General features: G+C 41.6%; 20 protein-coding genes. All 20 read left to right on the top strand.

Features of this window, described 5'->3' with window-relative positions:
• Window positions 1-81 precede the first annotated feature (81 nt).
• The 20 genes from ACERC7_RS04780 (at window position 82) to ACERC7_RS04685 (ending at window position 11,994) form a co-directional block, all read left to right on the top strand.
• Entirely contained in the window at window positions 82-327 is a 246-nt protein-coding gene (locus ACERC7_RS04780) for a hypothetical protein (RefSeq protein WP_373666278.1), read from the top strand.
• A gap of 234 nt (window positions 328-561) precedes the next feature.
• Window positions 562-996, top strand: coding sequence for a DUF1492 domain-containing protein (locus tag ACERC7_RS04775; RefSeq protein WP_373666277.1), 435 nt, complete (start codon window positions 562-564; stop codon window positions 994-996).
• A 125-nt stretch (window positions 997-1,121) separates the two neighbouring features.
• On the top strand, window positions 1,122-1,820 hold the full coding sequence (gene terS / locus ACERC7_RS04770; RefSeq protein WP_373666276.1) for a phage terminase small subunit: 699 nt from the start codon (window positions 1,122-1,124) through the stop codon (window positions 1,818-1,820).
• Window positions 1,807-3,105 (top strand): PBSX family phage terminase large subunit, encoded by a 1,299-nt coding sequence (locus ACERC7_RS04765; RefSeq protein WP_373666275.1) that lies wholly within the window; start codon window positions 1,807-1,809, stop codon window positions 3,103-3,105. Before terS ends, ACERC7_RS04765 begins: the two co-directional genes overlap by 14 nt.
• 11 nt (window positions 3,106-3,116) lie before the next feature.
• Window positions 3,117-4,628 carry a phage portal protein gene (locus ACERC7_RS04760; protein ID WP_373666274.1) on the top strand — a complete coding sequence of 504 codons (1,512 nt, stop codon included), beginning with the start codon at window positions 3,117-3,119 and terminating at the stop codon, window positions 4,626-4,628.
• Between the two features lie 4 nt (window positions 4,629-4,632).
• Window positions 4,633-6,291 (top strand): phage minor capsid protein, encoded by a 1,659-nt coding sequence (locus ACERC7_RS04755; RefSeq protein WP_373666273.1) that lies wholly within the window; start codon window positions 4,633-4,635, stop codon window positions 6,289-6,291.
• Complete coding sequence (locus tag ACERC7_RS04750) at window positions 6,288-6,569, top strand: hypothetical protein (protein ID WP_373666272.1); 282 nt, start codon at window positions 6,288-6,290, stop codon at window positions 6,567-6,569. The genes ACERC7_RS04755 and ACERC7_RS04750 overlap by 4 nt, the downstream gene beginning before the upstream one ends.
• A gap of 43 nt (window positions 6,570-6,612) precedes the next feature.
• Entirely contained in the window at window positions 6,613-6,747 is a 135-nt protein-coding gene (locus tag ACERC7_RS04745) for a hypothetical protein (RefSeq protein ID WP_373666271.1), read from the top strand.
• A complete protein-coding gene (locus tag ACERC7_RS04740; protein WP_373666270.1) occupies window positions 6,740-7,012 on the top strand; it encodes a hypothetical protein in 273 nt (90 codons plus the stop codon). The genes ACERC7_RS04745 and ACERC7_RS04740 overlap by 8 nt, the downstream gene beginning before the upstream one ends.
• Before the next feature lie 155 nt (window positions 7,013-7,167).
• Entirely contained in the window at window positions 7,168-7,731 is a 564-nt protein-coding gene (locus tag ACERC7_RS04735) for a phage scaffolding protein (protein WP_373666269.1), read from the top strand.
• A 20-nt stretch (window positions 7,732-7,751) separates the two neighbouring features.
• Entirely contained in the window at window positions 7,752-8,621 is an 870-nt protein-coding gene (locus ACERC7_RS04730; RefSeq protein WP_373666268.1) for a capsid protein, read from the top strand.
• A 14-nt stretch (window positions 8,622-8,635) separates the two neighbouring features.
• Window positions 8,636-8,794 (top strand): hypothetical protein, encoded by a 159-nt coding sequence (locus tag ACERC7_RS04725; RefSeq protein ID WP_373666267.1) that lies wholly within the window; start codon window positions 8,636-8,638, stop codon window positions 8,792-8,794.
• 5 nt (window positions 8,795-8,799) lie between these two features.
• Window positions 8,800-9,000: a hypothetical protein gene (locus tag ACERC7_RS04720; protein WP_373666266.1), complete on the top strand. Its 201-nt coding sequence runs from the start codon at window positions 8,800-8,802 to the stop codon at window positions 8,998-9,000.
• Window positions 9,001-9,029: 29 nt separating this feature from the next.
• Window positions 9,030-9,422: a hypothetical protein gene (locus ACERC7_RS04715; RefSeq protein ID WP_373666280.1), complete on the top strand. Its 393-nt coding sequence runs from the start codon at window positions 9,030-9,032 to the stop codon at window positions 9,420-9,422.
• Window positions 9,409-9,750 (top strand): putative minor capsid protein, encoded by a 342-nt coding sequence (locus ACERC7_RS04710; RefSeq protein WP_373666265.1) that lies wholly within the window; start codon window positions 9,409-9,411, stop codon window positions 9,748-9,750. The genes ACERC7_RS04715 and ACERC7_RS04710 overlap by 14 nt, the downstream gene beginning before the upstream one ends.
• Window positions 9,750-10,112, top strand: a complete 363-nt coding sequence (locus tag ACERC7_RS04705; RefSeq protein WP_373666264.1) for a minor capsid protein — start codon at window positions 9,750-9,752, stop codon at window positions 10,110-10,112. Before ACERC7_RS04710 ends, ACERC7_RS04705 begins: the two co-directional genes overlap by 1 nt.
• On the top strand, window positions 10,109-10,510 hold the full coding sequence (locus ACERC7_RS04700) for a minor capsid protein (RefSeq protein WP_373666263.1): 402 nt from the start codon (window positions 10,109-10,111) through the stop codon (window positions 10,508-10,510). The genes ACERC7_RS04705 and ACERC7_RS04700 overlap by 4 nt, the downstream gene beginning before the upstream one ends.
• Complete coding sequence (locus tag ACERC7_RS04695) at window positions 10,511-10,972, top strand: phage tail tube protein (protein ID WP_373666262.1); 462 nt, start codon at window positions 10,511-10,513, stop codon at window positions 10,970-10,972.
• Window positions 10,973-11,033: 61 nt separating this feature from the next.
• Entirely contained in the window at window positions 11,034-11,393 is a 360-nt protein-coding gene (locus ACERC7_RS04690; protein ID WP_373666261.1) for a hypothetical protein, read from the top strand.
• A 1-nt stretch (window position 11,394) separates the two neighbouring features.
• Window positions 11,395-11,994, top strand: coding sequence for a Gp15 family bacteriophage protein (locus ACERC7_RS04685; RefSeq protein WP_373666260.1), 600 nt, complete (start codon window positions 11,395-11,397; stop codon window positions 11,992-11,994).
• Window position 11,995 lies beyond the last annotated feature (1 nt).

The following is an 11,995-nucleotide window of genomic DNA, read 5'->3' as shown; positions in this document are numbered from 1 at the left end:
TGACCGTGGCCATGATTGGGTTTATCCTGTTGAAGATGATGGATAAGGTCGATGTTGAAAATAAAAAACAAAGAGGTCAAGATGAGCCTGAACAAAACTAGAAAACGGGCCATTGCCAGAGCAAGGAGACGGCTGACAAGCAGGGTAACGGCGAACACCTCAAAAAGTCTCTTAGAAACTTCTGAGCAGTTCCTGTTCTTGGGTTATACGGCCGAACAGGTGCGGTCACTTGGTCGTATTGCCCAGGCTGTTAGTGATGGCATGGTGGCCTTTGGAAAGGCATTTAATGAAAGTATGGAAAGGCAAGTGAATGAACAAACGTACTAGAAAGAAGAAAATTCTAAGAGGTCTAGGCAAAGAAGAAAGATACCTTAGAACTCATTGCCCAGTTTGTGATGACAAAATTGGAGTATTTTATGAATATTTCAATAGATATGGATTTTGTTCGGAATATTGCGGGTATGAATACTACGGAATTTCAAGATTATAAAAAAGCCAAGGCGCACCTAGTCCCTGGTCAATAGTTTCTCGCAAGACTATTATATCATAAGGAGGCTGAGTATGAGCAAGGCTAAACAACTTCTTGATGAACTACAAAATCTGGATTTGGATATTCAGAGCCGAATTGACGAAATCAACGAGCTTGAGGCTGATTTGCTCTCAAGCCCTAAATGGAAAGCCGATAAGGTGCAGGGTGGACAAGCTAGGAAAGTTGATGATGTCTATACTCAGCTTATCGTGATGAAAGAAGCATTAGAACAGGCTACAAATGAGGTCATTGAACGGAGAATAGAGCTCATTGGCTTTATCAATAAGCTACAAAATCCTAAACACAGGGCGGTATTAAGGATGGTGTATGTTCGAAAAATGCACCTTTTGGATATTTGTGAGGGCTTGGGCGGTGTCAGTGGGTCTACCTACTCCAGGTTAAAACGTTCGGCTGAAGCTGAATTGGAACGTATCTTGAGCGAAATGACAGTGGATGACAATAAATGACAATGAATGAACGAGCATGATTTCAAAAATCTGGTAGAATGGTAGTATCAAGAAATAAGGGTAAGACACCTATCAAGTGTCTTGCCTTTTTTGATTTTCAAAACGGACAAATAGGAGGTAAAAGGTTGGGCAGAGCACGAGACCCAAACCGAGATAAAGCTTTTGAAATTTACAAGCAAAATAACGGAAACATCACTAACCGCAAGCTTGGTGGAATGTTGGGCGTGCCTGAAAAAACTATCTCAGTTTGGAAGTTAAGAGACAAATGGAATGAATGTAGTACTACAAAAAATAAAAGTAGTACTACCAAACGAACACGGGGAGCGCCAAAAGGAAATAAGAATAGTAAAGGTGCAACCACAGGCAACACAAACGCCCTCAAACATGGATTGTTTGCAAAATACCTTCCTAAAGAAGTATATGAGATAGCGCAGGAACTGGAAGACAAACAGCCTATAGATATACTCTGGGAAAACATTACGCTGACCTATGCTAATTTGTTGCATGCTCAGCGTATTTTATTTGTCCAGGACATAGATGACAGCAATACCTTAATCACAAGCGAGGGCAAAGCTGGCGTAGGCTATGAACATCACACAGCATGGGATAAGCAAGGCAAGGCTCTAGCTGCAATAGCAAGGGCACAGTCAGAGCTTAAAAGCATGATTAAGACCTATGACGAGCTAACACACTCACCGCTTGTCACAGAGGAGCAACGCCTGAGAATTGACAACCTCAAGGCACAGCTTGGGTCTGATGATGAAGATGACACGGTCATTACTGGATTTACATTTGATAGGAGTAAGTACAATGGCGATACTTAACCTAGCTAAATTGATAAACCCAGTCTTTGATGAAGTCCTATACACGCTCAAGAGCCACATAGTGCTAAAGGGTGGCCGTGCCTCTACTAAGTCCTCTGTGGTGTCTATTGACCTAGTCAATGACTTTATCAGTGACCCCTTAGGTAATGTGGTAGTCCTACGGAAAGTGGGAAAGTACCTGAGAATGTCTGTCTATGAACAGATAAGGTGGGCGATTTATGAGATGGGCTTGGCCAATCAATTCAAGTTTGGTAAGTCTCCTCTACAAATCACTCACAAAAAGACAGGTACAGCCTTTTACTTCTACGGTGTAGATGACCCCATGAAACTCAAATCACAGAAGATAGCCAAGGGCTATGTCATGTCCGTATGGTTTGAGGAATTGGCAGAGTTTGCAGGGCGTGAGGACATTGATATAGTTGAGGATACCTTTATCCGACAAGAGCTGCCTAATGGCAAACAGGTCAAGGTATATTTCACATACAACCCACCACGCAACCCTTATGACTGGATAAATGAGTGGGTAGCTGAGAAAGCAAGTGACCCTACCTATCTGATACATCACAGCACCTATCTTGATGACAAGTTAGGTTTTTTGTCTAGGCAGATGAAAGAGAAGATAGAACGGTACAAGGAAACTGACCCTGACTATTACCGCTGGATGTATCTAGGCGAGGTCATAGGGCTTGGTAATCATGTCTACAACATGAACTACTTTAAGCCCCTTGAGAGCCTCCCTGAGGACGATAGGCTGATAGGTATATCATTTGCCTTGGATACTGGACATCAGCAGTCAGCTACAGCCTGTGGGGCGTATGGATTGACTGCTAAGGGTAATGTTATCTTACTTGATACGTTCTACTATTCACCAGCTGGCAAAACAATCAAGAAAGCACCTAGTGAGCTAACGGTGATGATCCATGACTTTATAGACAAGGTTATGAAACAGTACAGAGTGCCTAAGCTCAAGATGACTATTGATAGTGCTGAGGGAGCTTTGAGAAATCAATACTTTAAGGACTATGGCGAACGCTGGCACCCAGTAGCCAAGAAGAAAAATCAGACCATGATTGACATGGTTATCAGCTTACTAGCTGAGGGACGCTTTTACTACCTTGACATCCCTGCTAACAAGGTTTTTGTTGAGGAGCATAAGATGTACCGCTATGACGACAAGACTATTAACTCTGATGATCCAAAGGTTATCAAAGAAGATGACCACACGGTAGATGAGTTTAAGTATTTTGTCCTAGACAACGCTAGGGAGCTAGATTTGAAAGCCTAAAGGAGCTAACAATGGGAATAGTACAAACTATCAAGAATTTCTTTACAAGGAGTAAGTATGTGATGACCACACAAAACTTAACTAATATCACAGACCACCCTAAAATAGCGGTGTCTAGTGCAGAGTATGACCGTATCAGGGAAAATCTCAAGTATTTTGCAGGGCGTTATCCACAGATTGAGTATAAAGACAGCAACGGAACTAATCAAAAGCGAGATTTCAACCATTTACCAATAGGCAGGACAGCCTCAAAAAAGATTGCAAGCCTGGTATTCAATGAACAAGCTGAAATCAAGGTAGATGATGAAAGAGCTAATGAGTTTATCCAGCAACAACTAAAAAATGACCGTTTTATCAAGAACTTCGAGCGGTATTTGGAAAGTTGCCTTGCTCTTGGCGGTTTGGCCATGAGGCCTTATGTTGACAAGGATAAGGTAAGGGTGGCATTTATTCAAGCCCCTGTCTTTTTACCACTACAATCTAACACTCAAGATGTTTCTAGTGCTGCTATCATCACTAAGACAATCAAATCAGAGGGTAACAAGCGGAAGTATTACACGCTGATTGAGTTGCATGAGTGGGGCAAAGATGACAAGTACACGGTAACAAATGAACTCTACAAGTCTGATAATCAGAATGTTGTAGGAGCAAGGGTGCCACTGGCTGAACTCTATGAAAACTTGGAAGAAGTCGCTGACTTGAACGGTCTGAGCCGTCCATTGTTTACCTACCTCAAGACACCTGGAATGAACAACAAAGATATTAACAGTCCACTTGGGCTATCTATCTTTGATAATGCCAAGACTACGATTGATTTTCTTAATACTACCTATGATGAGTTCATGTGGGAGGTCAAGATGGGGCAACGCCGTGTGGCAGTTCCTACTCAGATGATTAGCACTCAGTACAACATGGACGGTGAGAAAGTCACAGTCAAGCGTGAGTTTGAAACAGGTCAAAATGTCTATGAGCAGTTTGACTCTGGAGATATGGACAAGGGCATAGGTATCACAGACCTTACAACCCCTATCCGCTCTGACGACTATATCAAGGCAATCAATGAGGGTATATCCCTTTTTGAAATGCAGATAGGCGTTTCAGCTGGTATGTTTACCTTTGACGGAAAGTCCATGAAGACAGCTACTGAGATTGTCTCAGAGAACTCTGACACTTATCAAATGCGTAACAGTATTGTCAGTTTAGTTGAGCAATCCCTAAAAGAGCTGATTATCTCCATGTTAGAGCTTGGGAAAGCCTATCAACTCTATAAGGGCAATATCCCAGACATGGACGCTATCAGCATTAACCTTGATGATGGTGTCTTTACTGACCGAAACGCTGAGCTTGACTACTGGATTAAGGTAGTTAACGCTGGCTTTGGTACTGATGTCATGGCTATTGAGAAAGTACTCAACGTGACCCCTGAGAAAGCTAAGGAAATAAAGGCTGAAATTAGTGGCAATGCCATTGATAAGGCAAGTAGTGAACGTAGTCCTGATGATGTTGGAGTGTATGGAGAGTGATTAGATGGCTGATGACAAGAAGAAACCAATCAAACTAAATGATGAGCAGTTAATGCTTGACGCTAGTCAGGTTGCAGACATCTATCATCAGCTTACTCTGGATCTATTTGACCAAGTCATAGACCGTATCAAAGAGCGTGGCTCTGCTAGTCTTGATGATAACCCCTACATTTGGCAACTAGAGAAAATGAATGAGATGGGGCTACTCAATGAGGATAACCTCAAGCTCATCTCTGACCGCTCAGGGATTGCTGAGGAACAGCTTAGGCATGTTATCCAAAACGAGGGCTACCAAATTTACAAGGACACCAAGCAACAGCTCTTAGAGTCTACTGGTGGTGGTAGCTTTGTTAGTAACTCTCTTATTCAGAATAGCCTTGCAGCTTATGTCAATCAGACTATGGGCGACATCAACAACCTTATCAATACCACGCTACCAAAGAGCGTTATAGGAGCTTATCAGTCTATCATTGAGGAGGCTACAGCAAAGGTTGTCACTGGCCTTGCAACATCAGACAAGGCTATTTCAGATACTGTCATGAAGTGGGCTAAAAAGGGGTTTTATGGCTTTACAGACAGCCAAGGCAAGCACTGGAAAGCTGACACTTATGCTAGGCAAGTCATCAAATCCACTGCTTGGCGTGTCTATCGTGAGGTTAGAATGGCTCCGGCCGAGGAGTTGGGGATAGATACCTTTTACTACTCCAAGAAATCCACAGCCCGTGAAATGTGTGCCCCTTTGCAACATCAGATAGTTACTACTGGAGTTGCTAGGACTGAAAAAGGGGAGCGTATCCTTGCCTTATCAGATTATGGCTACGGAACCGCTGGAGGGTGCCTAGGCATTAACTGCACTCATGAAATCACGCCTTTTGTGGTTGGTGCCAACTACAAACCTGATTTACCTGATGAGTTGAAAGACTTAACGCCTGAGCAGGCTATCGAAAATGCCAACGTACAGGCCAAACAGAGAGCCCTAGAGCGGTCTATAAGACAATCCAAGGAATTTCTACATGTTGCAGAGAAACTTGGAGACCAAGAACTGATAGACAAGTATAAGAACAAAGTAAGGATACAACAGGGAGCCATGAGAGACTATCTCAGACAGCACCCATTCCTACACCGTGATTATGCCAGGGAGAAATACTACTACAATGATGATACGGTTAAAAAATTATACAAATCTATTGACAAACGCTCTAAAAAAGAGTATTCTGAAATACTACAAAATTTGGGAAATAAAGCACCCAAGTCTTATAGTGATTTTAAGTCGTTAAGCAGTGCCGAAAAAGAGGCATTGAGACAGGATAACAAAGTTGCCTCCTATGTCTGGTCTAGTACCAAGGAAAAACTGACAGACAAGCAAAAACAACAAGCGGTGGACGCTTACTACAATTTCAAAGAGCACGGTGTTAGATTTGGCGGTCATGCTATCTCGCAATACATAGCTAGAATGCGTAGACCTAACGGGCGCTTAATGTATAATTTTAACTCAATTCTGACAGTTGCTAGTCTCCCGCTAAATTATCAATCTGATTACAAAGGACGTAAAGCTAAATACTATAACCGTTTGCTATTGATATATGAAAACAATTCTGATGAGATTGTTACATTCATGAAAACTAGCAAGCCTGCAAAATCATTGACGGAGATTGAAACATGAAGTATTCAAATATTATCTTAGACATGTTAAAAAAAGGTGCGAATGGTGATGTTGATGATTACTATGAGTTCTTTCTTGACCTAACTGCTAAACTTGGAGAAGATGAAGCATTTGCTGATGGCTGGTTAGCAGAGAATGAGCCTCTTTTTGACCTTATCAATGACGAACAAATGTACTACTTCTATGTTGAAGAAGATACAGAGAATAGAGAATTGTGTAGGAAGTTCCTTGAGCCTTACTACGAAAAAGCAAAGCAATTAGTAAAACTTAGCGCTTAGTTAAACCTAGGCGCTTTTCTTATGCCCAAAATAGGAGGAAAAAATGAAACATCAGATAAATAATGGCGAATTTACTGGATTTAAAGTAACAGGTCCGGAAATGGTAACAATTCCTAAATCGGAGTATGATTTACTTATTCAAATTAAAGATAAATTTTTAGGAGAAACCCATGAATAAACGGATTAAAAAGAAACGTGAACTAGAAAACTCTTTACGAATAGCTGGAAGTGCCATAGAGTTTCTACTTGACCAGAATAACCAACTTTGGCGTATCGTTGAGAAGATGGAAGAAATCAACTCTCAGAACGTTATCAACTTCAATAATCGTCTTGAGGGAATTGAAAAAGCCCAAAAGCAATGGGTTGATGATGTTGCAGATATTAGGCAAGATGTCAACCGCCTGAAAAAGACACAGAAAAAGCCTTGGTTTAGTCGTAAATAAGGAGGTGGTCAATCATCTTGACTGGCAGGAAAGGCTGCCAACAATCGAATAACTCAAACTGTATGGGATCCCATGCGGTTTTCTTTTTGCCCTGTCGCATGGCGTAAAACTAGACAAATTCTGCCCCTCGTGGCGTAAAACAAAGGAGTTAAGACATGGGTCTTAAACGTGAGATGTTAGTTGACGCAGGTATCGAAGATAAAGCGGTGTTAGATAATATCATGCAAGCGTACGGTGCAGGTATTGAAAATGCGAAAGCACAGGCTAAGTCTGAGGTACAGGCAGAAAACGACAGCTTAAAACAACAGCTTGAGCAACAGAACCAAGCTATCAAGGACTTGCAGGCTAAAGAGGGAGCTAGTGAGGAAAGCAAGCAACAGCTGGCAGACTTACAGGCTCAATTTGACCAGTACAAGACTGATAGTGAGACTAAACTTGCTCAGGTAACTAAAACCAATGCTGTAGCCCTTGCTTTGAAAGATGTGGGAGCTTACAACTCTGAGGATTTGATGAAGTTTATTGACCTGGACAAGATTGAGCTAGGCGAGGATGGGAAACCTCTCTTAGAGGACACAATCAACAGCCTCAAAGAAACAAGCCCTTACTTATTCCAAGGTGAAGACAAACAGCCTAACCCTACGATTTCAGTCGGAGGCAACCCGTCAGCAGAACCAGGCGCTAAAGGTGACGCTTTTGATGAAATCATGAGTAAATATTAAAAAAATAAAAGGAGAGTAGCATGTCTACAAAAATTTATACAAAAAAATATATGGCGTTGTTAGCAAAAATTACAGAAAGTCGTTCACGCTTCCTACGTTCTTTCGGTGGTCAAATTCAAATTTTTGACGGTGTATCAGACTCTGATACTATGCTGCATTTGAAAGTGAACACTACAAAAGCCATTATCAAGAAGTACGACAAAGGCGAAAATGTAGCGTTTGGAACTGGTACAGGTTCAACAAGCCGCTTTGGTCAACGTACTGAAATTAAGTCAGTCGATAAGGCTGTCCCTTATGAGGCTCCTATTGCAATCCATGAGGGAATTGACAATGTGACTGTCAATGATGTAGCTGACAAAGTTGTAGCTGAGCGATTGGAAGAAAATGCCCTAGCTCAAACTGAATACATCAATGAATTGCTTGCTAAAGCATTGTCAGACAATGCAAGTGAAACGATTGAAGGCAAGATGGACGAAGCAGGAGTGACCAAAGCATTCTCCACAGCTCACAAGAAATTTGTTAACAACAAGATTTCTAAAAATATTGCTTGGGTTGCCTACGTTACATCAGATGTCTATGATTTTTTGATTGACTCAAAACTGGCAACAACCGCTAAAAACTCGTCAGCCAATATTGATGACCAAACAATGTACAAATTCAAAGGTTTTGTCTTGGAAGAAACGCCTGACGAATACTTCCAAGAAGGAGAACAAGTCATGTTTGCAGTCGACGGTGTGGGTATTGCAGGTGTAGGCTTGCAGATTGTCCGTACTATTGACGCAGATGACTTCTACGGCGTAGCAATCCAAGGAGCAGGTAAGTACGGTAAGTATATTGCTGACGAAAACAAAGTAGGTATCCTTAAAGCTAAACTGGCTCCAGCAGGCTAAAAATGGAGGTCTAAATGGCTAAGTTCAAAGTAGTATCGGATTTTTGGGACATTGAAAAAGATGAGTATATTGAAAAAGGCTCAGTCATTGATATCACAAAAAAACGTGCCGAGGAAATCAATAACAATATTGGTTTTCAGGTAGTTATCGAAGAAAAAGCAGCAAAGGAGTAGTCTAAATGGCTAAATTCAAAGCAACATCAAATGTAGTCTTTGTCGTAGATGGTAAAGAGACGGCTTTTGATGAAAATGTTGAGTACGACATGGAAGTAAAGACAGCTGAGGAGCTTAACGCTAAGGGTAAACTTACTCACCCTGAACTCAGTCCATTCTTTGAACGTGTTGACAAAGAAGAAAAAGCAACAAAGGCGGATAAGTAACACCGCCTTTTTAATCGGAGGTGGTTACTATCGCTTATTTAACCAAAGATGAATTTAAAGATTTTGGTTTTGATGAAGTCAATGACTTTGAAAAACTACTAAAAAGGGCAGAGGTGTCTATCAACCTCTTTCTTAATGGTTTCTATGATTTTGTAGAATTTGAGAAAGAGATTGAACATAGAAAGCAAGCTGTCAAGTTAGCTACTGCTTTCCAAGTGGCTTATTTGGACGTTAGTGGCATCATGACGGCAGACGATAAGCAGTCAGTATCAACTGTGATATTAGGACGAACCCACATAAGCTACAATAACGCCTCTCAGAGCTCTTTAGAGAGTGCTAGGTACAATTTATCCCTTGACGCTCTGAACGCTCTGAAAGGGGCAGGTTTTGGATATAGGGGGGTAGGTTATGACAGGTATTGATAAACGTTTACTGGTCGATACTGTAACTATTCAAAAAACCACGGGAGAAAAAGACGCATGGGGTAAAGTAATGTTAGAGAGCCCAGTCACGCTTAGTCCTGTTAGGTTTGATAGACAGTATCAAGTGCAAGGCACCCAGAACAACCGCAAAGAGGCTAAACCTAGCCTTTTGTTTGTGTATCCTCAATATTGCCCAATAGACCTGGATAAGTCTTTTGAAAACGCCATTATCAATGACGGACAGACTGAGTACAGAGTGACTACTATTGTCCCTGTCAGTTATCCACATAATAATAAAATCTTTTGTTATGAAGTGGAGTGTATCTGATGGGAACAAGTATATCTGTAAAAGTTGACCTGAAAGGCATTGAGAAAAAAGTATCATCAGCAGCCTTGGCCAAAGGGAAGTTAGCTATTGCTAGTCAAATGATGATTGACACGCAACCATTTATCCCACGAAAAAGCGGAGAATTAAGTGGTAGCGGTCAGCCTACTAGAGACGGAGTAAGATACCCTGGTCCTTATGCAAGGGCACAGTTCTACGGTGGAGCTTACAACAAAAACCGTAGCTACACGTTTAGGCGTTATACCACTCCCGGAACAGGTAAGCGTTGGGACTTGAAAGCCTCAGCGCTCCATGTTAAGGATTGGGGGAAGGTTGGACTGAGAGCAATGGGAGTTAAGACATGAATAACAATGATTTTTCAGAAGTCCTAAGAGATTTCATCAACACACTAGGCCTCCCTTTGACTTGTAGACTTGATTACTTGTCAGAGACGGAGAGCTTAGTTCTTTATCCTTTACCCGGTGGCAAGGTTGAAAAAGAGTATATGAACGGCAAGCAAGATATTAGCCTTGTTTTTGAGGTGGCAATCAAAACGACTGACCACCAAAAGACAAGCTCTATCCTATGGGCTATCAACTATGCTCTTGCTGATTTCAACCTAGAGCTGCCTAGTCAAAACAATTCATATCAATTCAGAGGCCTTGAAGTCTCACAGCCATTCCTTAATGACCGTGATGACCAAGGTTTTTATGTTTACATGCTGGACATTACAGCAAAGCTAGAAGTACATGGAGGAAACTAAATGCCAAAAATGAAAAACGCCAAACGCAAGCACTATGTGGCCGTTTGGTCAGCAGAAAATCCAGCCACAGAACCAGCAGGCGACGCTTGGAAGTGGCTTGCAGACGGTGTAACAACCGCTGATGTCGAAAATGACGAAGAAACAGATGATGTTGCCTACTACAACGGAGACGGCACCAAGAAAACTGTAGTAACCTCTGTCAAGCATGGTTACTCATTTGAGGGTGACTATATCCGTGAGGACGCAGCACAGAAAATCATTGCCGATATGCGTTTCAAGACCGGAGATGACCGCAATGTGTGGTTCAAGGTCGTTGAAGCTGATGGCAAAACTCAGTATGTGGGCCTTGCTACCGCCTCTGAGATTGAAATCGGTGGCGGTGAGGCCTCTGACTATGAGGGCTTTAAGGCAACCATCAGCTGGGACTCCGCACCTAAACAGTCTGCTGTAGTCGGTGGATAATTTTGTTTGTGGGGAGTAATTTTGCTCCCCTTTTTTATTTTTGATTAGTAGGAGAAAAAACATGGTAGTAATTAAAAAGCGTAACAATGTCATTCCTGTAGAATTTGAAGATTTTACACTTGAATTTCTTGCCAATGATGAGAACATTCTCAAAATGCAGAAAATCGGCGAAAAACTCCAAAAGGACGGTCAGAAAATCGCTGATACAGGAGATGTAGAAGTCTTTGAAACTTTACAGGACATGGTAAAAGAGTCATGGGTTGAGTTATTTGATGAGGAGGCCTATGACAAAGTCTATACCTATTCTCTCTTTTCAACGGTTGACACTATGGCTTATCTGCTTGAAGTTATCGCTGGAGTTGTTGACGAATGGGATAAACGCAACAACGTTGACGCTCTCAAGAAATACCTAGGAGACTAATATGCTGGATTTATCAAGGAAGTTGACAGATACGTTGGTCCTTGGTGATGATGTGTACCCTATGAATATCTCTTTTAACAAGGTATTGAAAGCTATGGAGCTAATCAATGATGATGAGATTGATGAGCTATTCAAACCCTATCTAGCTATTCAAATCTTTACTGATGTTGATTTTACAGAGACTTTGACTCCTGAACAGGCTACGGTCATTTTCAAGATGATTTTTGAGGAGCATATCAGGATAATCTCAGCCAAAGATAGCGAACCAGTGCTAGACCTGGCAGGAAATCCAATCAAAAGCAAGATACGCTCAAGAAGTCAATCAGAAGACGGAGAGCGGCTTTTTAGTTTGAAATATGACGCTGAGTATATCTACTCATCATTTATGCAGGCTTACGGTATTGATTTGATTGACGCTCAGAACAGTTTGCACTGGAAAAAATTCAATGCCTTGTTGAATGGGTTGCCTAGTGATACCAAGTTTGTTGAGGTGCTTAAAATACGCTCTTACAAGCCACATAGAGACGACAGTAAGAAGTACAAGGAGAGCATGAAACAGCTACAGAAAGAGTATGCACTACCGAAAGATTTTGACTACTAAT

Origin of the sequence: Streptococcus sp. E17BB (assembly GCF_041807725.1) — a bacterium.
Classification (GTDB): domain Bacteria; phylum Bacillota; class Bacilli; order Lactobacillales; family Streptococcaceae; genus Streptococcus; species Streptococcus entericus.
The sequence above is the reverse complement of the archived record's forward strand: the minus strand, read 5'-3'. Positions and strand labels throughout refer to the sequence as shown.